This window comes from Streptomyces sp. NBC_01260 (assembly GCF_036226405.1).
In the GTDB taxonomy this organism is placed as follows: domain Bacteria; phylum Actinomycetota; class Actinomycetes; order Streptomycetales; family Streptomycetaceae; genus Streptomyces; species Streptomyces laculatispora.
Window position 1 is genome coordinate 4,941,720 of the sequence record NZ_CP108464.1, and the last position, 24,468, is coordinate 4,966,187.

General features: G+C 70.3%; 25 protein-coding genes. 12 read left to right on the forward strand and 13 right to left on the reverse strand.

The genetic code is table 11. The features are described from left to right. Nucleotides 1-64 precede the first annotated feature (64 nt). A complete protein-coding gene (locus OG322_RS21980; RefSeq protein WP_241200003.1) occupies nucleotides 65-409 on the reverse strand; it encodes a hypothetical protein in 345 nt (114 codons plus the stop codon). 1,381 nt (nucleotides 410-1,790) lie between these two features. On the opposite strand from OG322_RS21980, the gene OG322_RS21985 reads away from it, so the two are divergent. Continuing rightward, nucleotides 1,791-2,183 carry a hypothetical protein gene (locus tag OG322_RS21985; protein ID WP_241200002.1) on the forward strand — a complete coding sequence of 131 codons (393 nt, stop codon included), beginning with the start codon at nucleotides 1,791-1,793 and terminating at the stop codon, nucleotides 2,181-2,183. A gap of 138 nt (nucleotides 2,184-2,321) precedes the next feature. On the opposite strand, the gene OG322_RS21990 is transcribed toward OG322_RS21985, so the two are convergent. The 3 genes from OG322_RS21990 to OG322_RS22000 form a co-directional block, all read right to left on the reverse strand. Further along, nucleotides 2,322-2,870, reverse strand: coding sequence for a peptidase inhibitor family I36 protein (locus OG322_RS21990; protein WP_241200001.1), 549 nt, complete (start codon nucleotides 2,868-2,870; stop codon nucleotides 2,322-2,324). A 79-nt stretch (nucleotides 2,871-2,949) separates the two neighbouring features. Then, a complete protein-coding gene (locus OG322_RS21995; protein ID WP_266411801.1) occupies nucleotides 2,950-3,984 on the reverse strand; it encodes a helix-turn-helix domain-containing protein in 1,035 nt (344 codons plus the stop codon). Between the two features lie 164 nt (nucleotides 3,985-4,148). Continuing rightward, on the reverse strand, nucleotides 4,149-4,718 hold the full coding sequence (locus OG322_RS22000) for an aldo/keto reductase (RefSeq protein ID WP_266411803.1): 570 nt from the start codon (nucleotides 4,716-4,718) through the stop codon (nucleotides 4,149-4,151). A 208-nt stretch (nucleotides 4,719-4,926) separates the two neighbouring features. Here OG322_RS22000 and OG322_RS22005 point away from each other — a divergent pair, with 208 nt between their 5' ends. After that, entirely contained in the window at nucleotides 4,927-5,712 is a 786-nt protein-coding gene (locus OG322_RS22005) for an SAM-dependent methyltransferase (protein ID WP_124284229.1), read from the forward strand. Between the two features lie 13 nt (nucleotides 5,713-5,725). Here the strand turns inward: OG322_RS22005 and OG322_RS22010 are convergent, their stop codons facing one another. Then, nucleotides 5,726-6,217, reverse strand: coding sequence for a GNAT family N-acetyltransferase (locus OG322_RS22010; protein WP_123459864.1), 492 nt, complete (start codon nucleotides 6,215-6,217; stop codon nucleotides 5,726-5,728). A gap of 50 nt (nucleotides 6,218-6,267) precedes the next feature. Here OG322_RS22010 and OG322_RS22015 point away from each other — a divergent pair, with 50 nt between their 5' ends. Then, complete coding sequence (locus tag OG322_RS22015) at nucleotides 6,268-7,083, forward strand: exodeoxyribonuclease III (RefSeq protein ID WP_124284228.1); 816 nt, start codon at nucleotides 6,268-6,270, stop codon at nucleotides 7,081-7,083. A 212-nt stretch (nucleotides 7,084-7,295) separates the two neighbouring features. Here the strand turns inward: OG322_RS22015 and OG322_RS22020 are convergent, their stop codons facing one another. Then, nucleotides 7,296-8,345 carry a zinc-binding dehydrogenase gene (locus OG322_RS22020; protein WP_329306824.1) on the reverse strand — a complete coding sequence of 350 codons (1,050 nt, stop codon included), beginning with the start codon at nucleotides 8,343-8,345 and terminating at the stop codon, nucleotides 7,296-7,298. 92 nt (nucleotides 8,346-8,437) lie between these two features. On the opposite strand from OG322_RS22020, the gene OG322_RS22025 reads away from it, so the two are divergent. Beyond that, a complete protein-coding gene (locus tag OG322_RS22025; protein WP_329306825.1) occupies nucleotides 8,438-8,995 on the forward strand; it encodes a TetR/AcrR family transcriptional regulator in 558 nt (185 codons plus the stop codon). A gap of 278 nt (nucleotides 8,996-9,273) precedes the next feature. Here the strand turns inward: OG322_RS22025 and OG322_RS22030 are convergent, their stop codons facing one another. Together OG322_RS22030 and OG322_RS22035 are read right to left on the reverse strand one after the other, a co-directional pair. Then, nucleotides 9,274-10,761, reverse strand: a complete 1,488-nt coding sequence (locus tag OG322_RS22030) for an FG-GAP repeat protein (RefSeq protein ID WP_329306826.1) — start codon at nucleotides 10,759-10,761, stop codon at nucleotides 9,274-9,276. A 275-nt stretch (nucleotides 10,762-11,036) separates the two neighbouring features. Next, entirely contained in the window at nucleotides 11,037-11,681 is a 645-nt protein-coding gene (locus OG322_RS22035; protein WP_123459854.1) for a MerR family transcriptional regulator, read from the reverse strand. A gap of 196 nt (nucleotides 11,682-11,877) precedes the next feature. On the opposite strand from OG322_RS22035, the gene OG322_RS22040 reads away from it, so the two are divergent. The 4 genes from OG322_RS22040 (at nucleotide 11,878) to OG322_RS22055 (ending at nucleotide 15,513) form a co-directional block, all read left to right on the forward strand. Continuing rightward, entirely contained in the window at nucleotides 11,878-13,398 is a 1,521-nt protein-coding gene (locus OG322_RS22040) for a flavin-containing monooxygenase (RefSeq protein WP_329306827.1), read from the forward strand. Beyond that, a complete protein-coding gene (locus tag OG322_RS22045) occupies nucleotides 13,395-14,339 on the forward strand; it encodes an alpha/beta fold hydrolase (RefSeq protein WP_329306828.1) in 945 nt (314 codons plus the stop codon). Before OG322_RS22040 ends, OG322_RS22045 begins: the two co-directional genes overlap by 4 nt. Continuing rightward, complete coding sequence (locus tag OG322_RS22050) at nucleotides 14,336-15,229, forward strand: SDR family oxidoreductase (RefSeq protein WP_123459851.1); 894 nt, start codon at nucleotides 14,336-14,338, stop codon at nucleotides 15,227-15,229. The genes OG322_RS22045 and OG322_RS22050 overlap by 4 nt, the downstream gene beginning before the upstream one ends. Before the next feature lie 89 nt (nucleotides 15,230-15,318). Further along, the gene (locus tag OG322_RS22055; RefSeq protein WP_123459850.1) at nucleotides 15,319-15,513 is read left to right on the forward strand and encodes a hypothetical protein; all 195 of its coding nucleotides are present in this window, start codon (nucleotides 15,319-15,321) and stop codon (nucleotides 15,511-15,513) included. 76 nt (nucleotides 15,514-15,589) lie between these two features. On the opposite strand, the gene OG322_RS22060 is transcribed toward OG322_RS22055, so the two are convergent. The 4 genes from OG322_RS22060 to OG322_RS22075 all read right to left on the reverse strand — a co-directional run bounded on the left by OG322_RS22060 (nucleotide 15,590) and on the right by OG322_RS22075 (nucleotide 17,011). Beyond that, on the reverse strand, nucleotides 15,590-15,757 hold the full coding sequence (locus OG322_RS22060) for a DUF6281 family protein (protein ID WP_164494338.1): 168 nt from the start codon (nucleotides 15,755-15,757) through the stop codon (nucleotides 15,590-15,592). Then, a complete protein-coding gene (locus OG322_RS22065; RefSeq protein ID WP_164494337.1) occupies nucleotides 15,754-15,897 on the reverse strand; it encodes a hypothetical protein in 144 nt (47 codons plus the stop codon). Before OG322_RS22065 ends, OG322_RS22060 begins: the two co-directional genes overlap by 4 nt. A gap of 78 nt (nucleotides 15,898-15,975) precedes the next feature. Next, the gene (locus OG322_RS22070) at nucleotides 15,976-16,179 is read right to left on the reverse strand and encodes a DUF397 domain-containing protein (protein ID WP_124284223.1); all 204 of its coding nucleotides are present in this window, start codon (nucleotides 16,177-16,179) and stop codon (nucleotides 15,976-15,978) included. Further along, complete coding sequence (locus OG322_RS22075) at nucleotides 16,160-17,011, reverse strand: helix-turn-helix domain-containing protein (RefSeq protein WP_124284222.1); 852 nt, start codon at nucleotides 17,009-17,011, stop codon at nucleotides 16,160-16,162. The genes OG322_RS22070 and OG322_RS22075 overlap by 20 nt, the downstream gene beginning before the upstream one ends. A gap of 117 nt (nucleotides 17,012-17,128) precedes the next feature. On the opposite strand from OG322_RS22075, the gene OG322_RS22080 reads away from it, so the two are divergent. Next, the gene (locus OG322_RS22080; RefSeq protein ID WP_241199999.1) at nucleotides 17,129-17,374 is read left to right on the forward strand and encodes a hypothetical protein; all 246 of its coding nucleotides are present in this window, start codon (nucleotides 17,129-17,131) and stop codon (nucleotides 17,372-17,374) included. After that, nucleotides 17,371-17,811, forward strand: coding sequence for an ATP-binding protein (locus OG322_RS22085; RefSeq protein WP_124284221.1), 441 nt, complete (start codon nucleotides 17,371-17,373; stop codon nucleotides 17,809-17,811). The genes OG322_RS22080 and OG322_RS22085 overlap by 4 nt, the downstream gene beginning before the upstream one ends. A gap of 144 nt (nucleotides 17,812-17,955) precedes the next feature. Here the strand turns inward: OG322_RS22085 and OG322_RS22090 are convergent, their stop codons facing one another. Beyond that, nucleotides 17,956-21,237, reverse strand: a complete 3,282-nt coding sequence (locus tag OG322_RS22090; protein ID WP_266411815.1) for a S41 family peptidase — start codon at nucleotides 21,235-21,237, stop codon at nucleotides 17,956-17,958. Nucleotides 21,238-21,418: 181 nt separating this feature from the next. Between OG322_RS22090 and OG322_RS22095 the strand changes: the two genes are divergently transcribed. After that, on the forward strand, nucleotides 21,419-21,991 hold the full coding sequence (locus OG322_RS22095) for a TetR/AcrR family transcriptional regulator (protein WP_123459845.1): 573 nt from the start codon (nucleotides 21,419-21,421) through the stop codon (nucleotides 21,989-21,991). 113 nt (nucleotides 21,992-22,104) lie between these two features. Continuing rightward, nucleotides 22,105-24,333: an MMPL family transporter gene (locus OG322_RS22100; RefSeq protein WP_123459844.1), complete on the forward strand. Its 2,229-nt coding sequence runs from the start codon at nucleotides 22,105-22,107 to the stop codon at nucleotides 24,331-24,333. Nucleotides 24,334-24,468 lie beyond the last annotated feature (135 nt).

Consider the following 24,468-nt stretch of genomic DNA (forward strand, 5'->3'; position numbering starts at 1 on the left):
GGAACGGGGACGCCGCACCAGCCGTGTGCTGGCTGGTGCGGCAGTGACGCCTCGGAGCTTCTGCCTACGAAATCTTCCACCCCGAGCAATCGTCCGGCGTTCCGTAGTTCTCGTCGCATACCTGGAACTTGTAGATTCTTGCCCCGTCAGCCGAGTACGACGTAGTTCCCGGGCCGCTGTGGTTCCACAGGGTCCGCTTCGTCTCCGTGGTGTCGGTCCGGTAGTACTCGGCCTTCACCGGGTCGCCGTCGCTGCTGTTGTCCTTGACGGCCACCTTTCCGCTGTCGTTCGTGGCCGGAGTCCAGCCGTGTGCGCCCCCGCCGTAAGCATCCACCGCCGCCGCCGTGGCCGTGGGCACGGCGAGCGCCAGCGTGAGTAGCGCAGCTGCGACGATCTTCGTTCGGGTCATTCGAGTACTCCTCAGCTGATGATGTCGAGGACACGGAAGGACCATCAGTCAGCGACAGGAAGTGATGCTGCCACTGATGAGTGGCGCTTCCTTGACGTGTCCGAATCAAGGCCCCCAACGGGACGGCCGAAAGGAATCACGCCCAAGGTCGCGGAGGCAAGGGATGGCTCGGGTCGCCCCTCCCTGCCTCCTGGGCGCATTCTGTATTGCGCTCCGTGCAACGCAGCAGCTCCGGCGCTGCTTCATCCCGCCTTCGCGGAGGAAGTCCGAGATCGGGGATGAACTTGATCCGAACATGATCGACCGAAAACTGCCTCTGGAGTCGAGGCCTCCGGTTTGTGAATTGCTCGTCCACGATCGCGGATTTCCTCCCGGGACTCCGTGAAGTCTCAGAACTGAGACCAATTGGCGGTGGAGCACGCGCGATGATGTGGTGCGTGGCCTGACCTGCGATGCTGAGCTGCTGCGGCAACTCGGAAATGTCGATGGATGCCAACTTGACATCCAGCGTGAGTTCCTGGGTGACCCGAGCTCAGTCGGCGGTAACCAGACTCACACCGCTGTTTCTCCAGGTTTCTCAGCAGACTGGCCGCGACCATCCAGGCGTGCCCGGTGATCCCGAAGGGAGGGGCTTGCGGCAGGGAGCTCCCCGGCCCGCTCGTTGGCCCGTCCACCGGGCGGGCCTCACGTCCATCGGCTCGTTCCTGCGCCGTACGGACCGGTCCCATCTTCATCGTCAACTTCTGGCCTCTGCGGTCGTCCGGGCCGCCTCCATTACGACCCGCAGAGCAGTGTGTGCCAGACCGGCGACGAACTCGACCTCTCCCACCAGCTCCTGACGGGGCGCGACCTGTGCGCCACCATCCTCGCCACCCAGATCGCCGCCCTCGTAGCGGCGCGGGAACCACCCCGTGCACCCGCCTCCTGTGCGCACGGAGGCCGCTGGCGTTGTCTCCGCCCAGGTCATGACCCAACTTGCCGCAGGAGGAGCCTTGCAGCGGGGTGGGAAACGATCTCCGTTGGTTTGGGAAGCGATCTTCGTGCGCCTCGGGAGCGCCTGGTCAGGGGGACTCGTGAACACCCCACCGCAGCAACTGTTCTTGAGCTAGCTCAGGAAGAGTTCACAAAATCCCGTCCGATCTGATTGATCGGGCGGGATTTTGGCGTTTCCGGAGGGCGTCGGGACAGCTCTCGTCCGCGTCGTGGCCGCGGTCGCTGTCAGTGGCTCCTGCCAGGATGCTCACACGGCCCCGGGCGGGCGAACATCCACCGGGTGCGGGGCGCGCTCCTGCCACAACCTGCTGGGGTGCGGCTCCCGCCTGGCCTGGGACACCCCGACCACCCGACGAGTCCTACCCGGAAGATCTTCATGAGCTGGGACGTGCTTCTTCTCCGCCTGCCTGACGAGATCACCTCGGTCCAGGACATCCCCGACGACTACTCCCCGCCCCCGCTCGGCCGCCGCCGCGACGTACTCGCGGCCGTCACCCGGGCCGTCCCCGCAGCAGATCTCTCGGACCCCGCCTGGGGCGAACTGCTCGGACCCACCTGGTCCATGGAGCTCAGTATCGGCTCGGCGGACCGCGTGGACACGATCATGCTCCACATCCGGGGCTCCGGCGACGGCGTACTCACGACCGTCTTCCGTCTCGCCGAAGCTCTGAGCTGCAAGGTGCTGGACTGCTCCGAGGGAGACCTGATCACTCCGGGGGAGACGTCGGGATGGCATGGCTTCCAGCAGTACCGCGACCGTGTGGCCGGCGGCGTGCACTGACCACCGCGGGGCCGTTCGCGAGCCGGCCCGTGGACGGATCACGAACGCCCGCCCGGTCACTTCGACCGGACGGGCATGCGTCTTCACAGGGCCGGTGCGGTGGTCATGCCGCACCCGGGCGAGCCAGGTACTCAGGCCCTAGCAGGGGCTGAGGTACCAGACCCACCGCCAGTCCGCGGCAGCGTCCTGGCTGTAGCCACCCGGCGAGGTCCAGCGCAGAATCTCGTCGCTGTCGTAGAACTTCGCGCTCAGCCCGGCCCGCTGGTTGTTCTTCCACGATCCGGTGGTGTTCCAGTAGATACGGACCGGGTAGTTGCAGGTGAAGAGGCGCAGCTCGTCACCGGTGAAGTTCGTTCCCGAGTACGCGCACACATAGGTGTACGGGCAGGAGGAGGCGGCAGCCCGCGCGGCGTCCTTCGTGCCGAGGTTGCGGGCGTGCTTCTCCCCGGGCAGGGCGAGCGTCAGCTCTCCACCCGGCACCCGGATCTTGTTGGCGGCCACCTGAGTGCCGCCCCACTTGGCCACGTTGGCGTCGGCCTCGGCCTGAAGTGCCCTGGCCTCGGAGCTGCTCAGCCCGGCGCCCTTCGCCTGAGCCGAGAAGTCCGGCCGGCTGTCCGCGTCGGCCGAACCCGCCGTGGCCACACACGCGGCCAGCACCATCATCAGCGCGACGACAACCCTCCCCACCCCGGTCGGTCTGTACGTCCGCTGCTGGATCCGAGTCACTGGGACACCCCTCCGTTTGACGTTCCCCCCATGGGGATCGTCACCACTGTGCGGCGCGGTGCGTGGTCCGGTCGTTGGCCGGGAGCGCAGACATTCTGTGCACGGAGTGCATCGAGCGCCGCCGCTCGCCCGGTGCGATCCCGTACGCGGCGCGGAACATCCGGCTCAACGCCGCCCCGTTCCCCAGACCCCACCGCGCCCCGATGTCCTGGACCGACAGCCGTCGGAGCCGCGGGTCGGCCAGATCCGCGTAGCAGCCCTCCAGCCGCTGCCGTCGTATGGAGGCGGCCACGGTCTCCTTCCGCCGCCGGAAGAGCTGATGGAGCAGCCGTACGGAGATGTGATGCCGCGCGGCGATCGCACCGGGGGTGAGCGCCGGGTCAGCCAGGTTGTCCCGGACGAAGACGTCGATACGGGCCAGCAGCAGCTCGTGCCGCGCCTCCGGGGGCAGGAACTCCTGCGCGTCGAGCCGGTGGGCGAGGAACCCGGCAGCCAGGTCGAGCCCCGTGTCGCCGAGCCGTGCGCGGCTGCGCTCGTCCAGCACCGCCGCCTCTGCCATCGACGAGCCGAGAAAGTCGCCGAGCACCTTCCCGAGTCCGGCTCGGGCAGGCAGACCGTGTGCGAGAAGGGCACCGACCCGGGCCTCGGGCAACGGCACGAGCGCGCGCGGCAGATGCAGGATGAGCGCGCGCGAGGCCCCGGTCACCGGCCCGCTCACCGCCTCCCCGCTGTAGGGCCGCGACGATGTCCACAGGGTGATGTCACCGGCGGCGAGGCGGGTGGTGTGACGCCCCTGCGAGACCCCCATCGACCCGCCCAGGATCAGGGTCAGTTCGTACGTCTCGGGGTCGGCCCGCCGGATCAGTTCCGGAGTGCGCCGCGACCGCAGGGCGGGAAACGACATCCTCGTCAGCTGAAGCCGTCCCAGATCGAGGGAGCCCACACTTCCCACGAAGTCGGGGGCGAAATCGCTGCTGATGTGAGTCGGCGCGACCCCCTGCCCGACGGCCTGACGCCACCAGTCGAACCGCTGCTCCCGCGGTAGCAGCCCGGTGTCGAACTCCGTGAACGCCATCAGATCCCCCGTATGAGCGGCACATGGATACAGCACTCACAGTGGCTATCGGGGCGTGGGACGCGCAATCGTGCCTCGGCGGCCCGCCGGAGCGCGAGGCCGGAAACCGTCTTTGTGCTCCGGCGGGCCGCGCGGTCACCCGCGATGCCCGCCGGGCCGGGGCGTCAGTGAGCCCCGTCCAGCCGGGCCCGCTGCTCGTCCGTCAGCTCCAGGTCGACCGCCGCCAGGTTCTCCTTCAGCTGGGCCACCGATGACGCCCCGGCCAGCGGGATCACGGGGAGCCGGCCGCCGATCTGCCAGGCCAGGACCACCTGGTTGACGCTCGCCCCGGTCTCGGCGGCGATCTCGCGCAGCACCGTGAGCCGCTCCCGGCTGCGCTCGGCGGCCTCGCGGACCGCCTTCGCCGACAGGCCCTCCGGGTTGTCGGTGTAGCCGGTGCCGGGTGCGAGGGGCGCGGCGCCCAGCTTGGTGGCGATGACTATCTCGTCACCGACACCGCGGCTGCGCCGCCACTTCCCGAGCAGCCGCTCGCTCTGGCCGCCGAGGCCGCCGTCGACCCAGAAGGCGTAGTTGTCGGAGGTGTCGATGAAGGTGCCGCCGGCCTCGACGTAGTGGTCCAGGACGGCGAACGAGGTCCTCTCGTCGGTCACCGACCCGAACAGCATCGCGCCGAGTGCGAGGACGCTCACCTCGCGCCGGGTGGCGGGGTCCGTTCCGATGGTGCGGTACTTCATGGCTGTCCCCTCCGTCGGGCCGCCGTCGCCCGGTGGCCGTGGGAGGGAGTGTGGTTGTTGAAGTGCGCTTCAGGGCAAGGGGATTGCTCAGGCGGGTCCACCGCCGGTCGCGGAACGTGCGGCGCGGATCGTCGGCCCGGGCGTCCGGGACAGCCCTTACGCTGAGGGCGCTCGCAAGCACCGTGTTTCCCGTACAGAGGAGCGTCCTGTGACGGCCGGCATACCCCACCCGCGGATCGACACCAGCAAGCCTCATCCCGCGCGCGTCTACGACTGGCTGCTGGGCGGCAAGGACAACTATCCGGTCGATCAGCAGGTGGCGGAGAAACTGCCGGAGGCGGCTCGGGGCAACGCGGCCCGCAACCGGGCGTTCATGCACCGGGCGTCGGCCTGGCTGGCGCGGGACGGGATCGACCAGTTCCTCGACATCGGCACCGGAATCCCCACGGAGCCGAATCTGCACCAGATCGTCCAGGCGATCAGGCCGACGGCCCGGATCGTGTACGCGGACAACGACCCGATCGTGCTGCGTCACGCGGAGGCGCTGCTCGTCAGCAGCCCAGAAGGGGCCACGGACTACCTCCACGCCGATGCGCGGGAACCGGAGGCGATCCTCGAACGGGCCAGGGAGCTGCTGGACTTCGACCGGCCCATCGCCCTGTCGCTCATCGCGCTGATGCACTTCCTGCCGGACGACCAGGACCCGTACGGCATCACCCGCACCCTGGTCGACGCGCTGCCCCCGGGCAGCTTCCTGGTGCTTTCGCACGGCACCGCCGACCAGCATCCGGAGCTCAGGCAGGAGACCGAGACGGCGTACAAGAAGGGCGCCATCGCGCTGCGGATGCGTACACGCGTCGAGGTGGAGCGGTTCTTCGACGGGCTGGAACTCGTCGAACCCGGGCTCGTCCCGGCCACCGAGTGGTACCGGCAGGAGCCGGCGCCGGTCGTGGAGCGCAGCGGTTTCTACGTGGGCGTCGGGCGGGTCCGGTAGGTGTCCGGGAGCCTCAGGGCGTGATGTCCAGCAGCGGCTTCGCGAAGCAGCGGCTGCTGTCGTACGTCCGGTAGTGGCCGAACTTCTCGCAGGGCTCGTAGCCGCTGGAGGCGTACAGGGCGATCGCCTCGGGCTGCTGGTCGCCGGTCTCCAGGACCATGCGGACGCGGCCGGCCGCACGGGCGTCGGCCTCCAGGGCGGCCAGGATGCGGCGGGCCAGGCCGTGGCCGCGCCCCTCGGGGATCACGTACATCCGCTTCAGCTCGGCGTCCCCGTCCGAGTACCCCTCGGTGTTCCGCTCCTGCGGGCGCCAGCCGCCGGTGGCGACCGGGCTGTCCGACGCGTCGTAGGCGATCAGATAGCGACCGTGCGGCGGATCGAACATCGTGGCGTCCAGCGGTGTGACATCGCCCTCGTCCCCGTAGCGCTCGGCGTATTCGAGCTGCACGCGATCGTTGAGTTTGACGGCGTCGGGGTGGTCGAACGCACGGGTGTGGATATTCATACGGGCGATGGTACATGTATGCGGATGGCGGGTGTCGGTATCGTGCCGGAATGCTCACCGTTACCAGCGTGAATGTAAACGGTCTCCGTGCCGCCGCCAAGAAGGGCTTCGTCGAGTGGCTGGCGCAGACCGACGCCGATGTGATCTGCCTCCAGGAGGTGCGGGCCGAGGCGCAGCAGCTGCCCGAGGAGGTGCGTGAGCCCGAGGGCTGGCACACCGTCCACGCGCCGGCCGCCGCCAAGGGCCGTGCCGGGGTCTCGCTCTACTCCCGCCGGGCGCCCGAGCGGGTACAGATCGGCTTCGGCGCCTTCGGTGACGCCGGGAGCGAGGAGTTCGACGCGAGCGGCCGGTACGTCGAGATCGACCTGCCGGGTGTCACGGTCGCGAGCCTGTATCTGCCCTCCGGCGAGGTCGGCACGGAGAAGCAGGAGGAGAAGGAGCGCTTCATGGCGGCCTTCCTGCCCTACCTGGCCGGGCTGAAGGCGCGGGCCGCCGCCGGTGGGCGCGAGGTGGTGGTGTGCGGCGACTGGAACATCGCCCACCAGGAGGCCGACCTCAAGAACTGGAAGGGCAACAAGAAGAACTCCGGCTTCCTCCCCGAGGAGCGGGAGTGGCTGACCCGGGTCTTCGGGGAGGCCGCGTACGTCGATGTCGTACGGGCTCTGCACCCGGACGTCGAGGGCCCGTACTCGTGGTGGTCCTACCGCGGGCGCGCCTTCGACAACGACACGGGCTGGCGCATCGACTACCAGGTGGCCACCCCGGGACTGGCCGCCCGCGCGGTGAAGGCGTGGGTCGAGCGGGCCGCCACGCACGGCGAGCGGTGGAGCGATCACGCGCCGGTGACGGTGGTGTACGAGCAGTAGGGGAGCGTCTGCCCCGGAGCGGGGATTCGCCGGACGCCCGGGGCGCGTGCGCCGCCCGTGCGGGAGCCCGCATGGGGCAGCACGCGGCCGGGGCCCGGAAGAAGAAGCCACACATCCCGCGAAAGGAGAACGCCCCGGCATCACCGTTCCGAGGCACCGTCACCGTCGCGGCGGTCCGCCCATGGCTCCGCCCGTGATGCGTCGGACGGAACTCAGGGGTGCATGACGATCTTTCCCACGTGCCCCCTGCGGGACAGCTCCTCCTGCGCCTGAGCGGCCTGGTCCAGTGGGAAGGCCGCGGCGATGACGGGCTGAATCTCCGCCCGCCGGGCCAGGTCCATGAGGAGGTCGAAGTGCGTGGGCGTGTGCATCGCGGACCCGATGACCTGAGCGTTGTGCAGGTAAAGGCGGCGCACGTCAAAGGCCACGTCGTAGCCACCGAGTGCGCCGGCGATGACCCACCGGCCCCCTTCGCGAAGCAGCGGCAGCCCCTCACCCACCAGCTCGCCGGCCACGACGTCGAGTGCGACGTCGATGCCCTCGGGGGCGGCAGCGCGAATCTGTTCGGCGACGTCTCCTGCGCGGTCGATGACTCCGTGCGCGCCTGCCTCGCGCACCGCATCGATCTTGGGTCCGCTACTGATGGCGAGCACCCTTGCGCCGCGCGCACGCGCGATCTGCACCAGCGCGAGGCCGACGCCGCCGGACGCTCCCGAGACCAGGGCGGTTTCTCCCTTCCGCAGCCGGCCTCGCTCGATCATTCCCAGCGCCGTGCCGTAGGCAGTCGGCAACGTCGCGAGCTGGTCGTCCGTGAGCGGGGATTCCGTCACGTCGTGTACACGCTCTACGGGTGCTGTCACGTACTCGGCGTACCCGCCGTCGCGTTCGCTCCCCATCAGACCCACCGGGTTGGCGTCCGGCCCTACGGTGTCGTAGATCGCGGGATCGACGACCACGCGGCGGCCGATGAGGCTGTCCTCCACCCCGGCCCCGACGGCCACGACCCGGCCGGCTACGTCGGCACCCTGGATACGCGGAAAGTCGATCTGGCCGCGCCAGCCCGACAGTGCCTTCGGGTCTCCCGGGCAGCCGTAGGCGCCCTCTCGGGTCCACAGGTCGGTGTTGTTCAGCGCTACCGCGCTGACCTGGATCAACGCCTCTCCTGCCTGCGGCGCGGGGACAGCGACCTCCGTCAGCTCAAGAACCTCCGGTCCTCCGTGCCCTGTGATCCGCACCGCTCGCATGAACGGGGACGCACTCATCGCTTGAACCTCCCTGAAGGTATACTGATCTGTGAACATCTCCCACCGTACACCGATCAGTGAAGGGGCTCGCAGTGCAGGAAGCGCCGTCTATGACTCCGGCCGGTCGGCGCATCGTGGCGGCCGCCGAGGAACTGTTCTACAACCGCGGGATCACGGCGGTCGGCGTGGATCTGATCGCCGAGCACTCAGGGGTGTCCAAGCGGACCCTGTACAACCAGTTCGGTTCGAAAGACCATCTCGTGGCGGCCTACCTCACGGAACGCGACCAGCGCTGGCGGTCACTTGTCCGTGCCGCCGTTGACGCCAGTGCCACTCCCGCCGAGGCCGTCACCGCACCCTTCGAGGCGCTGCGGACCTGGAGCGAAACCAACACCCGCGGGTGCGCCTTCATCAACGCACTGGCCGAACTCCCGGACCCCTCGCATCCCGCATACCGCATCGCCGCGAACCAGAAGCTCTGGTTGCTGAGCCTGTTCAAGGAGCTCGCCGCCACAGCGGGGTGCTCGCACCCGGCCACCCTCGCCAACCAACTCCTCGTACTGCACGAGGGTGCCGTCGCCACGCAGCCCCTCCCGCTCGACAGCCTTCCGGGCAGCACTGACCTGGCACGATTCCTGGTTCAAGCCGCCGCATCGCCCCGCCGCTAGAGCGTTTTCGACAAGGTGGCGTCGTTCGGCCAGGCCGGGCGGCGCCCGGTGCCTGCGATCGCACGGCGGAGGGTCGTCCTCGTGCGGGGTGCACGGATGCAATTCCTACTAGGGCGGGTGGACGCAACGCCGAGCGCAGCGCGAAGGCACAGGAGCAGGAGCCCCGCTCCTGACCCCGGCCACCTGAGACGCAGAGGGGGCCTTCCCGTTCCGGTCGTACGGAACGGGAAGGCCCCCCTCGTCGCTGCCACCGGCCGGCGGCGGCGAGCCGCTGCCCGTCAGCCGATGTTCGGCCCGTTGTCGTTGGACAGGTCCAGACCGAACCGGGATCCCGGCACCGGGGCGCCCAGGTCGACCGGGTCGAACGCGAAGGCGCCCGTCGTGCTCAGGCCGGCGGCGGCGCCACGCAGCGCCCACACCGCACCGCCGTCCGCGACCGCGTCGAGGTTCTCGTCGGGGGCGCCGGCCGCCAGGTCCGCCTTCCCGTCCTTGTTGATGTCGAGCAGCCGGACCGATCCGCCGAAGTGGTCACCGGTCTCCGCCACGCCCGGCACGCCCGCGCTGTCCTGGTGGAAGGACTGCGAGCCGGTACCGCTCAGACCGCCCGCGCCGCCCTTCAGCAGCACCACGGCGCCCGCCCCCTTGGTCTTCTCGATGGCCTCGAAAGGCACACCCGCGGCCAGGTCGGCGTAACCGTCGCCGTTGACATCACCCGCGCTGAGCCGGGCGCCGAACTGGTCGCCCTTCTCGCCCACCCCGGGCACGCCTGCGGTGTCCTGGGTGATCGTCTTCGTCCGGGTGGTGCTCGGACCGGACGCGGAACCGTAGTAGATCTTGATGGTTCCGGGGTCCGTGGGCAGGTCCTCCGTGATGCCGTTCGGGATCACCCGGGTGGCGAGGTCGTCCTTGCCGTCCTTGTCGAAGTCACCGACCGCTGTGGCCGCGGCGCTCGGGAGTGGGGTCGAGGTCGTGGACAGGCCCTTCGGGGTGCCCAGCCACAGCTTGCCGCCCTCGGCGTGGTTCTCGTACACGTAGAACGTGCACAGGTCCTCGATGCCGTCGCCGTTGAAGTCACCGGCCGCGGTGTTCGACATGTAGTTGTCCGTGTCGAACATGTTGATCCGCTGCTCGCGGGCGGGCGACCCGGCCCGGGTGAACGGCCCGTAGAGCACGCTGCGGAAATCCCCGTCGTCGCCGTGAAGCATCATCAGGTCCCTCGTCCCGTCGCCGTCGAAGTCACCGGCGGTGAGGTTGTCCCCCACCTGGGTGTCGCTCGAAGCCGCGATACGGGCCGCGCCCTGCCCGGTGATGCCGCCGGTGTTGCCCCACAGCACGATGACGGAGCCGTTGATGGCAGAGCCTTCGGACGAGAACCATTCATGGGTGACCAGGGCGAGGTCGGTCAGCCCGTCGTGGTCGAGGTCCTCGGCGAACATCCGGTAGCCGAAGCCGTGATCGTCACCGGGCACCCCCGGCACGCCCGGGGTGTTCTGATCGATGACCGTGGTGTTCGCTGTCGTCAGGCCCTTGGCCGAGCCGTAGCTGACGGTGAGGTAACCGGCCCAGGAGTGGCCGGCCACCGTGGCGGCGGGGGCGGCGACGGCGAGGTCCTGATAGCCGTCCCCGTTGAAGTCCTCGCGCACGGTGGTAGCTGCTGTACTCCCGGCCGTACCCGCGGACGTGCCGCCGGGAGCTGCGACGGCCGTGCCGCCCGACAACGCCGTGGCAGCACAGACGGCTATGGCCAGCATGGTGCGAATGCCCACAAAATTCTCCTTGGTCGCGTACGTGGAGCCAGCGGCGTACGAGGTGTGAGGGCTCGCATAGGAGACACCCGCGACAGGCAGATGGTTGCCCCGTTGACGGAAGGTGAACTCGACGGCAGCGGAGGGGAGTCGGCACCGGGCGTGGGCCGGCGCACCCATGGGCGGGGTCGTGGCCGCCCCCGCGTCTCGCTCAGCTGCCGGCGAGGAGGGTGAGGGTGTCGATATACCAGCAGGAACCACCAGGACGACCGCTTGCCCAGAGACGTAACAAAGCCCTACCAGGCCGGCGGCCCCGCCCCCTCCGCGTCGCGGCGCAGCCGCCGGTCCAGGGCCATGGAGAGTTCCGCGTCCACCACCGCGCGTGCCAGCGGCCGCAGTTGGGGAGGTTCCTGCTGCGTGCTGTGGTCGCGCAGGGTCGCGACGAAGAGGTCGGCCAGCGCGTCCGCGTGCTCGCGGACCCGGCGGCCGGCGGCGAGGACGGTGGCGAGCGGGACCCCCTCCCGCACCAGTTCGGCCGACACCTCCAGGAGGCGGCGGCTGATGTGCACGATCTCGTCGCCGTCCGTGCCGAGGTAGCCCAGCTCCATCGCGGCCGCCAGGTTCTCCGGGGTGGACTCGCCCTCGAAGTAGTCCGCGAGCTGCTCGGGCGTGAGCCGGACCGGGGTCTCCTCGGTCGGTTCGCCCAGGCCCAGCACCTCGGCGACATCCCGGCCGCTCTCGAAGGTGCGGGCCAGGTCGGCGATGCCGGTGAGGGTGTGGCCCCGCTCCAGCAGGCCCGTGATGGTGCGGAGCCGGGCCAGGTGGTGGTCGTCGTACCAGGCGATGCGGCCCTCGCGGCGCGGCGGTGAGATCAGGCCGCGTTCCCGGTAGAAGCGCAGGGTCCGGACGGGGATGCCGGCCTCCTTGGCCAGCTCCTCCATGCGGTATTCGCGGTGCTCGTGTCCGTCAGCCACCCCCGCACCCTACCGGCCTGCCCCGCGGCGGAGGCCGCTTGTTGTACCGCCGGTAACTTTCCCTCGCCGCACCCCTACCCATCGGTACGGAGCTGCTCTAGTCTCCCAACAGTGCCAGTGATTGCTGGCAGAGTCGTGTGACGTACCGCGGGGAGGCGGCAGCATGGCCCAGCACGAACATGTACGAGTGGCGGTGATCGGATCCGGATTCGGGGGCCTCGGAGCCGCTGTCCGGCTCCGCCGCGAAGGCATCACCGATTTCGTGATCCTGGAACGCGCCGGTTCGGTGGGTGGCACCTGGCGCGACAACAGCTATCCGGGCTGCGCCTGCGACGTACCGTCCCACCTCTACTCGTTCTCGTTCGCTCCCAACCCCGAGTGGCCGCGCACCTTCTCCGGGCAGGAGCACATCCGCGCCTACCTGGAACATGTCGCGGACACCTTCGGACTGCGTCCGCACCTCAGGCTGAACCATGAGGTGACGATGATGCGCTGGGACGGGGACGAGCTGCACTGGGTCATCGAGAGCGCGAACGGCACCACGGTCCTGGCCGATGTCGTCGTCTCCGCGACCGGTCCGCTCTCCGACCCGAAGATGCCCGACATCCCCGGACTCGCGGACTTCCCCGGCAAGGTCTTCCACTCCGCCCGCTGGGACCACGACGCGGACCTGACCGGCAAGCGCGTCGCGATGATCGGCACCGGCGCCTCCGCGATCCAGATCGTGCCGTCGATCCAGCCGAAGGCCGCGAAGCTCACGCTGTTCCAGCGCACCCCGCCCTGGGTCATGCCGCGGATGGACCGCACCATCAGCGGCGCCGAGCGCTGGCTGCACCGCACGCTGCCCTTCACCGGCACCGCGCGCCGCGGACTGCTCTGGGGCATACGGGAGTTGCAGGTCAGCGCCTTCACCAAGCACCCGGACCAGCTGGGTCTGGTCGAGCGGATAGCCAAGTCCAACATGGCGCGCTCCATCAAGGATCCGGCGCTGCGGGCCAAGCTGACCCCCTCGTACCGCATCGGCTGCAAGCGCATCCTGCTCTCCAGCGCCTACTACCCGGCGCTTGCCCGGCCCAACGTGGACGTCGTCGCCTCCGGCCTCGCCGAGGTGCGCGGCTCCACGGCCGTCGCGTCCGACGGTACGGAGGCCGAGGTCGACGCGATCGTCTTCGGCACCGGCTTCCATGTGACGGACATGCCGATCGCCGAGCGGGTGGTGGGCGCTGAGGGCGGCACGCTCGCCGAGTCGTGGAAGGGCGGCATGCAGGCGCTGCGTGGCGCGAGCGCGGCCGGCTTCCCCAACTGGATGACGATCATCGGCCCCAACACGGGCCTGGGGAACTCCTCGATGATCCTGATGATCGAGGCCCAGCTGAACTACATGGCCGACTACCTCCGCCAACTGGACGTACTCGGCGGACGGGTGGCGCTCGACGCGCGGCCCTCGGCGGTCGGGTCCTGGAACCGCCGCGTCCAGGAGCGCATGAAGCGCACGGTCTGGAACACCGGCGGCTGCACCAGCTGGTACCTGGACGCCAACGGGCGCAACACCACGGTCTGGCCGGGCACCACCGCCGAGTTCCGCAAGGTGACGCGGACGGTCGACCTCTCGGAGTACCAGGTCGTACGGGTGCCCGCGCAGCGGGACGCGAGGCAGGCCGTCGCCGAGGAGGTCGCCGGATGAGCCGCCCGCTGCGGAGCGGGAGCACCCGGCCGGTCCCCGTGCGCGAACTCATGGCCGTCTCCGCCGACGGCTCCCGCCTCCACGTCGAGGTGCACGGACAGGACGGCGCCCCCGCGGTGGTCCTGTCCCACGGCTGGACCTGCAACACCAGTTTCTGGGACGCGCAGATCCGGGACCTGGCCGTGGACCACCGCGTCATCGCCTACGACCAGCGGGGCCACGGCACCTCACCCGCGGTCGGCCCCGCCGGATACACGACCGGCGCGCTGGCCGACGACCTCGAAGCGGTGCTCGCCGCCACGCTGGAACCGGCGGAGAAGGCCGTACTCGTGGGGCACTCCATGGGCGGCATGACGATCATGGCCGCCGCGCGCCGGGCCGGTCTGCGCGAGCACGCGGCCGCCGTACTGCTGTGCAGCACCGGCAGCTCAGGGCTGATCGCCGAATCGCGGGTCGTGCCCTTGCGGGCCGGTGCGGTCCGGACTCGGATCACCCGGGCCGTCCTCGGCGCGCGGGCACCGCTCGGACCGGTCACCCCGCTCTCCCGCCGCATCCTCAAGTACGCGACGATGGGGGCGGGTTCGGCTCCCGACCGGGTCGACACCTGTGCCCGGATCGTGCACGCCTGTCCTCGCGTCCCCCGGGTCGCCTGGGGCCATGTCCTGGCCGGCCTCGATCTCGACGAGGGCGTACGGGAGCTGCGGGTGCCCACCGCGGTGATCGCGGGTACGGAGGACCGGCTGACCCCGCCCGTCCACGCCCGCGCCATCGCGGCGGCGCTCCCGGACTGCCTGGGGCTCACCGAGCTGGCGGGCCTGGGGCACATGACGCCGGTGGAGGCGCCGGAGGCGGTCACGGAGAAAATAAGGGAACTGGTGACCGCGTGCCTCCCGGTGCGCGAAACGGCTGAAGTCGAGAGCAAGGAAGAGGAGGTCGCATGAGCGGCAGGCGCAGTCTCGAAGGTCAGGTCGTCGTCGTCACGGGCGCGGCGCGCGGTGTGGGCGAGCTGCTGGCCCGCAAGCTCTCGGCGCGCGGCGCGACACTGGCGCTCGTCGGCCTGGAGCCGGACGAGCTGAAGAAGGTCTCGCAACGGCTGCACGGCGACAGCGACCACTGGCACGCGGACGTCACCGACCACGAGGCGATGTCCCGGGTCGCGCAGGAGGTCAAGGAGCGGTTCGGCAAGATCGACGTCGTCGTCGCCAACGCGGGCGTCGCCTCGGGCGGCCCGTTCGTCGACTCCGACCCGGTGGCCTGGCGACGGGTCATCGAGGTCAACCTGATCGGCGGCGCGGTCACCGGCCGGGCGTTCCTGCCGATCCTGATGGAGAGCCGCGGCTACTTCCTCCAGATCGCCTCGCTCGCCGCGATCACCCCGGCGCCGATGATGACCGCGTACTGCGCGTCCAAGTCGGGCGTCGAGGCGTTCGCCCACAGCCTGCGCGCGGAGGTCGGCTACCGAGGAGTGAAGGTCGGCGTCGGCTACCTCTCCTGGACCGATACGGACATGGTGCGCGGCGCCGACGAGGACGACGTGATGCGGGAGTTGCGGCAGCGGCTGCCCTGGCCGTCGAACCGGACGTACCCGCTCGGCCCGGCCGTCGACCGGATAGTGGCCGGCATCGAGCGGCGCTCGGCGCATGTGTACGCACAGTGGTGGCTGCGCGGGATGCAGTCCGTGCGGGGCTACCTGCCGACGCTGATCGGCGTCGTCGGCCAGCGCGAGATGAAGAGGTACGGCTCGCGGCTGGAGGGCGTCGGCAAGGGCCTTGTGGGCGCCGGAGGCGCCGCTGACCAGGACGAACGGGCGGCGCGTACGCAGCGTAACTGATCGAAATGCGATGGATGTCCGGCCGTGTCAGTCTGGTCGAGGCCCCTCCGGGGGCCAACCCCCACGCACCACACAGAGGAGTGAACAGCATGGGCATCGCCGACCAGTTCAAGGACAAGGCGCAGGATCTTGCCGACCAGGCGCAGAAGAAGATGAAGGACGGCAAGGGCGAGGGCCGGGACCGGCCGCAGGACCGGTCCGACCGGACCTCCGGCGCGTCTGAGCGGGGTCGCGACAAGGCCCGGGGCGCGGCGGACGACATGCGCGAGAAGTTCGACCGCTGACGCGGCTGTCGCTTGCGTGTCTGCGCGTTAGCTGTGAGGGGCGTGCCCGGGTTTCCGGGCGCGCCTCTCGCGCGTGTCATGAGCCGACGCCTTCCACCCCGATCGCGATGCCGGGGGCCACCCCCTCGACCGCGTAGGCGGTTCGCGAGGCCGGCGTCGCCGGTTCGTCCTGGCCATCGTTCGGCGTGTCGTCGCACGGCGGCTCGGTGGCGGTCCCGAGCTTCTCCCCGACCGTGACCTTCACGTTCCCCGGCCCAAGTAGGTGCGGTTCTGGTACTCGACCAGGGCCGCGCACGACGACGCGGCCTCGCCGCCGTCGCTGTCACTCGACATCGTGCAAGCGGCGGACAACGCGAGGACGGCTACCGCGAGGAGCGTCCGCACCGGGCCGCTCCATGAGCCGGACAGTGCAACGTTCGCCGGTGTGCTTACTCGGACGGCGTGACGAGAACAGTGCTGCTTTCAGGCGGACTTGACGGACTCCACGAAGGGCGCCCAGGCAGCCGCGTGCACGATGAGCGCGGGGCCGTCGGGGCGCTTGGAGTCGCGTACGGGGACGAGACCGGGGAGGCCGTCGGCTACTTCAAGGCAGTTGCCGCCGTCGCCGTTACTGTGGCTGCTTTTGTGCCAGGTGGCAGCGCTGAGGTCAAGATCGGTGCTGGCCATGCCGGTACTCCTCAGCCGCCCTTTTGATCAGGGTGAGGGACACCTCCGGCGGCAGTGCGGCGGCCCTCAGCCGATCGTATGTCTTGCGGTACTGCATCACGAGCGCCGGATCGTCGATGGTCTGGCCGTGGTAGGGCCCCTCGGTGTAGAGCAGGGGTGGCTCGTTGTCGAAATCCATGAGAAAGAGCGGCAGTTCGGTGAGCGCGCGGGTCGGACCATTCCACGGAAGGATCTGCGCAACGATGCGGCCGCGCTGCACCAAGGCGGCGATGTGATCCAGCTGCTCGGCCATCTCCGCAGGCGGGAGAATGGGTTGGTGCACCAGAGACTCGTGCAGGATCACCCAGTACTCGGGCTTCTTGGGGTTGTCGAACAGCCGGGCCCGCCGCAGTCGACCGTCGACCTTGGCTTCGGCCTCCTCCGTTGTGTCCAGGGAGTGCGCGGACTGGACGACGGCATGGGCGTACGACCTGGTCTGGAGCAGCCCCGGGATCAGCGTGCCTGACCATTCGCCGATGGAGCGGGCTCGCGTCTCGGCTTCCGTGAGCTCGGCGAAGTATTCGGCGTGAGGACCCCGTTTCGCCTTCCGCACGTCCTCGCACCGCCGCTGGAAGAACCCGTCCGTCCCCAGGACCCGGTCCACATGCCGCGCCAGCTCCACCGGCATCCGGCGGTGGCCGTGCTCGATCTCGCTCAGGTACGTGATGCCGAAGAAGCTGCCGTCCACCAGCTTCTCCAGGGTCAGGCCCGCTTCCTCCCGTTTGAAGCGGAGCTCGTTCCCGTAGAACTGCGGGACTCCCGCCGAGCCGTCGATCTCCTTGCGTGTGGCCACCGTTGACCGCCTTTCGCGCTGTTCTCTGTGGAGCGGTAATCCCTTCCACGGTAGAGACCCGTGCGGCAGCGTGTGAGGCGTTCGTCACAGTCAGCAACGAAAGGTGTACGGCTCCTCATGGGCGAGAAGATGGACGGCTCGGCGCACGACAGGCAGGACACACCCACGTACGACATCGTCGAGGACATCGACGCGCTGCGCGCCGCGCTCGCCGCGCACGGCATCACCCTGCCGTCGCTTGGCGTCGACCCGCTGACGCTCGCCGGGTGGACGAACCACCCGCCGCTCGTCGCCCTCGGCAACTGCACGGTGGTGACCGCGCGCCGGCTGACCGATGCGCTGCGCCTGGCGGCCGGGGGATGACGCCGCTGCCGTTCACGGTGGACCTGCTCGCCGTGCCGGAGGCCGTACCGGAGATGCGTCGCATGCTGCGGTCGCGGTTCGGGGAAGCGGACGTTCCCGGTCTGCTGCTCTGCGTCAGTGAGTTGCTGACCAATGTGATCGTGCACGTCGGTGAGGGAACACCGGTCACGTTGCGGGTCAGCGGCACGGGTTCCGGACGGGTCCGCGTCGGGCTGAGCGATCCCGCGCCCGATGTCTGGCCGGTCATACGGATCGCGGCGCGAGGTGAGGAGTCCGGGCGGGGGCTGCTGCTCGTGGACGCGTTCGCGCTGCGGTGGGGCGTGGAGCAGGGGCCGTACGGGAAGACGGTGTGGTGCGAGCTACGGGCGCCCGCCGGGCTCCGGCCCGGGCAGGTCCGGGGCCGGGCCGACGCGGTGAGCCCCGGGGTGAGCGGCTGACGCGGCGGCTGGTGGTCGGGCCGGGCGCTGAGGGGGGAAGGGTTCCGCCTCTTGACGTACGCGGCAAGCGCATCAACGACGGCACCCCCGAAGGCCGGCTACTCAGCGGCACCGTCTCCTTCATGTCCGCGGTGGACCGGACGCCTACCGCGGCGGCAGCGGCGGCCGCTGCCGGTTGGGGGCCGCCTCGTACGTCGGCGGGGTCGCCTCCGGGTGCGCGGCCAGGAGGTCCAGGGCCATCCAGACCGCGTCGTCCAGAACCGCGTGCCGGCCCTCCGCCCAGTCCAGGGGGGTGCGCAGGGCCTCCACGTCGGGGGAGACGCCGTGGTTCTCCACCGACCAGCCGTACGCGTCGAACCAGGCCGCGTTCATCGGCACCGTGATCACCGTGCCGTCGCCCAGCCGGTGGCGGCCGGTCATGCCGACCACGCCGCCCCAGGTGCGCTGGCCCACCACCGGGCCCAGTTCCAGCAGGCGGAACGCGGCGGTGATCATGTCGCCGTCGGAGGACGTCGCCTCGTCGGCGAGGGCGACCACCGGGCCGCGGGGGGCGTTGGAGGCGTAACTGACGGGCTGGGCGTCGCGGGTGAGGTCCCAGCCGAGGATCGTGCGGGTGAGTTTCTCGACGACGAGTTCGCTGATGTGGCCGCCCGCGTTGCCGCGTACGTCCACGATCAGGGCCGGGCGGGAGACCTCCAGGCGCAGGTCCCGGTTGAACTGGGCCCAGCCGGAGCCGCCCATGTCGGGGATGTGGAGGTAGCCGCAGCGGCCGTCGCTCATCTCCCGTACGACCTCGCGGCGCTTGGCCACCCAGTCCTGGTAGCGCAGCGGGCGTTCGTCGACCAGGGGGACGATCGCGACCCGGCGGGAGCGGCCCTCGCCCTCGGCCGGCCGGAAGGTCAGCTCGACCGTGGTGCCGCCCGCGGCGGAGAGCAGCGGGTAGGGGCCGGTGACCGGGTCCACCGGGCGGCCGTCCACGTGGGTGAGGACCGCGCCCTCCCTGATGCCCGTACCGGCCAGTGGGGAGCGGGCCTTGGAGTCCGAGGAGTCGCCGGGCAGGATGCGCTGGATGGTCCAGTCGCCGTCCCGGCACACCAGGTTCGCGCCGAGCATGCCCATCGCCCGCTGGTAGTGCGGCGGGCCCTCGTTGCGGCGGGCGGGGGCCACGTACGCGTGCGAGGTGCCCAGTTCGCCCAGGACTTCGCGCAGCAGATCGGCGAACTCGTCGGGGGTGGCGACCCGTTCGACCAGGGGGCGGTACTGGTCCAGGATCGCGTCCCAGTCGATGCCGCACATGTCCGGCTCCCAGAAGTAGGAGCGGATGATGCGCCCGGCCTCGCCGTACGCCTGCCGCCACTCCGCCGCCGGGTCGACGTCGTGCAGGATGCGGCGCAGGTCCAGGTAGACCGTGGAGTCGTTGTCGCCGGGCTCGGTCGCGGGGACGGCGCGCAGCTCGCCGTCGTCCATCACGACCAGCCGGGAGGCGTCGCCGCTGACGGCGAACCAGTCGAGGTGGCCGACGAGTTCGGTCTTCTTCGCCTTGGCGATGCTGAAGTGCTCCAGGGTCGGCCGGCCCGACATGTCCGCCGGGTTGGCGAACGTCTCGCCGAGCGCGCCGGAGATCGGCCAGCGCAGCCAGACCAGTCCGCCGCCGCTGACCGGGTACAGCGCCGAGTACTTGGAGGCGGAGACGGGGAAGGGCGTGACCCGGTTCTCCAGTCCCTCGAACTCGACGGTGACCGTGGACCCCTCGGCCGTACCCGCCTCGGCGGAGTCCAACGGGTCGAGGCCGCCCGCGGCCGGCCGGCCGTCGGGGGAGAGCGCGAAGGGGGAGGGGGTCGCCGAGGAGAGCGGGACCAGGTACGGGCGGCAGCCGAGCGGGAAGGAGAGGTCGCCGGTGTGCACGTCGTACACCGGGTCGAAGCCGCGCCAGGAGAGGAACGCGAGGTAGCGGCCGTCGCCCGTGAAGACGGGGTTCTCGTCCTCGAAGCGGCCGTTGGTGACATCGACGATCACGGGGGAGTCGGCACCCATGATCCGGGCGAGTTTGATCTGGCGCAGCGAGCGGCCGATGCCGGGGTGCGACCAGGTCAGCCAGGCCCCGTCCGGGGAGAACGCCAGATCGCGGACCGGGCCGTTGACGGAGCGGATCAGTTCGACGGGTTCGCCGGTTGCGTCCTCCGCGGTGTCCAGGAGGAGCAGCCGGCCGTCGTGCGAGGCCATCGCGAGCGTCTCGCCGTCCGGGTCGGCGATCAGCTCCTGGACCCGGCCGACCAGGCCGGAGGCGAGCCGGCGCGGGGCGCGGTCGCCGCTGGCACGCGGCAGGTAGGCGATCTCGATCGCATCCTCGCCCGCCGCGTCCGTCACGTACGCCACCTGGCCGCCGCTGCCGAGCATCTCCGGCAGCCGGACCCGTACGCCCGGGGTGTCGGCGATGGTGCGGGCGGGCCCGTCGCGGTGGGTGAGCCAGTACAGGCTGCCGCGTACCGATACGGCGCTGGCGCGGCCGGTCTCGTCCACGGAGAGCGAGTCGACATGGCTGGCGGCCGGCACCTGGTAGGTGCGCCGGCCGGCGCGCGGACCGCCGAGCCGTACCTCCAGCTTGCGGGGCACCGCGCCCGGCGACTCCAGGTCGTCGGCCAGCCACAGCTCGCCCGCGCACTGGTAGACGACCCGCCGCCCGTCGCTGGAGGCGTGCCGGGCGTAGAAGGCGTTGTGGTCGCTGTGGCGGCGCAGATCGCCGCCGTCGGGCAGGCAGGAGTAGAGGTTGCCGACGCCCTCGTGGTCGGAGAGGAAGGCGATCCGGCCGGCGACGAACATCGGCGAGGCGAGGTGTCCGCCGATGTCCGGGAGCAGCCGCTCGCCGTGCAGCCACAGGCGCCCCGTCGCCCCGCCCCGGTACCGCTTCCAGGCGGCCGGCTCGTGCGGCGGGGTGCCGGAGAGCAGCAGGGTGCGGCGCTCGCCCCCGATGTCCGCGACGGCGATGTCGGAGACCGGGCCCCAGGGCAGCCTGCCGCCGGGGCTGCCGTCCGTGGGCAGACTGTAGGCCCAGGAGAAGTACGAGAACGGCTGCCGGTGCGAGGAGACGGCGAGGATCTGCGCGGCGTCCCCGGCGTCCGGCGTCCAGCCGCAGACCCGGGCGTCCGTCGAACCCCAGTAGGTGAGCCGGCGGGCCGGACCGCCGGTGACCGGCGCCAGATGGATCTCGGGGTCGAGGCTGCGCCAGGTCGTGTACGCGATCCGGGTCCCGTCGGGGGAGAAGCGCGGATGGCTGACTCTGGTGCGGTCGACGGTCACCCGCCAGGCGCGTCCGGGCCGGTCGCCCTCGGGGACGAGGGGGGCGACCCAGAGATCGTCCTCTGCCGCGAAGCAGAGCTGATCCTCGTGGAGGTGCGGGAACCGGAGATACGAGACGTCGTCACTCACCCCTCAATGCTTTCCGTGCACGAGGGCGGCGGCAACTTGTGGTGCGGAACACAAGCGAAACGACTTCGTTTCGCTGGATGCCCGGGGTACCGTCGATGTGTACGAAACAGTTTCGTTCGATTGACTGACATTCGATCGAGTGACATACGCATCGCGCGAGCTGAGGATCGGGGGTCGACACATGGCACGCACACGGCTCACGCCCGAGCGTGAGGGCGAGCTGTACGCCGCCGTGCTCGACCTGCTCCGCGAGGTCGGCTACGACGCCCTGACCATGGACGCCGTCGCCGCGCGCACCCGTTCCAGCAAGGCCACCCTCTACCGCCAGTGGGGGAGCAAGCCCGAGCTCGTCGTCACGGCTCTGCGGCACAACAAGCCCGTATCCCTCGGCGAGGTCGACACCGGCTCGCTGCGCGGTGACTTCCATGCCGTCCTGAGCCGTACCGATGACTGCCAGATGGAGAAGGACGCCGCGCTGATGCGGGGTCTGAGCCATGCCGTCCACAACAACCCCGACCTCCTCCAGGCCCTGCGCGAACTGCTGGTCGAGCCGGAACTGACCGGTCTCGAAGCGCTGCTGGGCCGAGCCCTGGACCGGGGTGAGCTGAGCCCGGACAACCCGGCGCTGAAGTACGTACCGCACATGCTGATCGGCGCGTTCACCGCTCGGCAGCTGATCGAGGACCGCGCCGTAGACCACGCGTTCCTCACCGACTACGTCGACTCCGTGATTCTCCCCGCTCTCGGACTCTGACCCCCGTCCCTCGCACCGCCCTCTCCCCAAGCCCCACCTGACACGCCGCTCTCGTCGTCGGGCTGGTTCGTCATGCCTTTTTCCACTCACGACCTGACCGGGAGTACGCCTCCGTGGCCACATTCCTCTACAGAATCGGACGGCTCGCCTTCCGGCGCCGCCGCTATGTCGCCCTGATCTGGGTGGCACTGCTGGCGCTCGCCGGATTCGGCGCGGCCTCCGCGTCCACCGCCACCTCCAGCTCCTTCTCGATCCCGGGCACGGAGGCCCAGAAGGCCTTCGACCTGCTGGAACAGCGATTCCCCGCTGCCAGTGCCGACGGCGCGACCGCGCGCATCGTCTTCAAGGCCCCCGGGAACGAGAAGATGACGGACCCGGCCAACAAGGCCGACGTCAAGAAGATCACCAGCCGGCTGAAGTCCGGCTCGGACCAGGTGGCCTCGGTCGTCGACCCGTACACGGGCAACGCCGTCTCCAAGAACGGCTCGACCGCGTACGTCTCGGTGACCTACAAGGTCAACTCGATGGAGCTGACCGACGACACCCGGACCGCCCTGGAGGACGCGGGCGAGGCGGCGCAGAAGACCGGCATGACCGTGGAGATCGGCGGTGACGCGCTCCAGGTGATGCCGGAGACCGGCGCCACCGAGATCATCGGTGTCGCCCTGGCCGCGGTGGTGCTGGTCATCACCTTCGGATCGCTCATCGCGGCGGGGCTGCCCCTGCTCACCGCGCTGATCGGCGTCGGCATCGGCGTCTCGTCGATCACGGCGCTGGCCAATGTGCTGGACCTCGGCTCCACCACCTCGACCCTCGCGATGATGATCGGCCTCGCGGTCGGCATCGACTACGCGCTCTTCATCGTCTCCCGCTACCGCGCCGAACTGGCCGATGGCCGGGAGCGCGAGGAGGCGGCGGGACGCGCGGTCGGCACGGCTGGTTCCGCGGTCGTCTTCGCCGGCCTCACCGTGGTCATCGCCCTGGTCGGCCTGGCCGTCGTCAACATCCCGATGCTGTCGAAGATGGGCTTCGCCGCGGCCGGCACGGTCGCCATCGCCGTCCTCATCGCGCTCACCCTCGTCCCGGCCCTGCTGGGCTTCGCGGGCAAGCGGGTCATGGGGCGCAAGGCACGCAAGGCCGCCGAGGCCGAGAACAGGCCCGAGGCCAAGCCGAACATGGGCACCCGCTGGGCGCGGTTCGTGCTGCGCAAGCCCGTGTGGGTGCTGCTCGTCGGCGTCCTCGGCCTGGGCGCGATCGCGATCCCGGCCGCCTCCCTGGAGATGGGCCTGCCGGACGACGGCTCCCAGCCCACCAGCACCACGCAGCGTCGCGCCTACGACCTGCTCTCCGAGGGCTTCGGCCCCGGGTTCAACGGCCCGCTGATGGTCGTCGTCGACACGGAGAACAGCTCCGACGGCAAGGCCGCCGCCAAGCGGGTCGGCGACGAGATCTCCGACATGCCCGGTGTCGTCGCCGTCACCCCGGCCAACTTCAACAAGGCCGGCGACGCGGCGATGATCACCGTCGTCCCGAAGGACCGGCCGAGCTCGGTCGAGACCGAGAACGTGGTCCACGCGATCCGCGACGCGGGCACGGACATCAAGTCCGACACCGGCGCCGAGGTCCTGGTCACCGGTTCCACCGCGATGAACATCGACTTCTCGCAGAAGATGAACGACGCGCTGCTGCCGTACCTGGCACTCGTCGTCGGCCTCGCCTTCCTGCTGCTGATGGTGGTCTTCCGGTCGGTGCTGGTGCCGCTGAAGGCGGCGCTCGGCTTCCTGCTCTCGGTCGTCGCGGCCCTGGGCGCGGTCGTCGCGGTCTTCCAGTGGGGCTGGCTCGGCTCGCTCTTCGGGGTCGAGCAGACCGGTCCGATCATGTCGATGATGCCGATCTTCATGGTGGGTGTGGTCTTCGGTCTCGCGATGGACTACGAGGTCTTCCTCGTGACCCGGATGCGTGAGGCGTACGTCCACGGGGAGAAGCCCGGCCAGGCGATCGTCACCGGCTTCAAGCACGGCGCCCGGGTGGTCACGGCCGCGGCCGTGATCATGATGGCGGTCTTCTCCGGCTTCATCGGCTCCAGCGAGCAGATGATCAAGATGATCGGCTTCTCGCTGGCCATCGCCGTCTTCTTCGACGCGTTCGTCGTGCGGATGGCCATCGTGCCCGCGGTCCTCGCCCTGCTCGGCAAGCGCGCCTGGTGGCTGCCGCGCTGGCTGGACCGGGTGCTGCCCAACGTGGACGTGGAGGGCGAGGGGCTGCGCAAGGAGCTCGGCGCCCCGGCCGGGGACGGCGCCGGTCCGGACCCCGGCGGTGAGCGCGAGCTGACCCGCGTCTGAGCCGCCGCCGGAGAGCCGCTGACCTCCGGAGCCGCGCCTGAGCGGAGCGCGGCCCCGGAAGCGCCGGTTACCTGTGGGGACGGGGGACCGGAGCGACGAGAGCCCCCGTGCACCTGGTGCACGGGGGCTCTCGGC